Here is a 410-nt window from a genome sequence, read left to right on the forward strand (position 1 = left end):
TTCACGGTCCTGTTCGGGATGGGAAGGGGTGGGACCGACTTGCTATGGTCATCAGGCATGACTTGTACGAGCGGCGTCCCCTGTTGGGCAACGTGCTCAGAATCTGGAGGAAGTAAAGTTCAGGTAGTGGTTTGTCACAACAAACGGCACTGTATTCTCATTGCTATAACCTGCCAAGGTTATAGGGACAAGCCGTACGGGCAATTAGTACTGGTTAGCTTAATGCATTACTGCACTTCCACACCCAGCCTATCAACGTCCTGGTCTCGAACGACCCTTCAAGGAGCTCAAGGCTCCGGGAAATCTCATCTCAAGGCAAGTTTCCCGCTTAGATGCTTTCAGCGGTTATCTCTTCCGAACTTAGCTACCCGGCAATGCCACTGGCGTGACAACCGGTACACCAGAGGTTC

1 rRNA gene is annotated in these 410 nt (G+C 52.0%); it reads right to left on the reverse strand.

The window, feature by feature from the left end:
- Positions 1-183: 183 nt before the first annotated feature.
- Positions 184-410, reverse strand: a 23S ribosomal RNA gene (locus DT057_RS35235); the annotation flags it as partial.

It is taken from the genome of Methylobacterium crusticola, assembly GCF_003574465.1.
Classification (GTDB): domain Bacteria; phylum Pseudomonadota; class Alphaproteobacteria; order Rhizobiales; family Beijerinckiaceae; genus Methylobacterium; species Methylobacterium crusticola.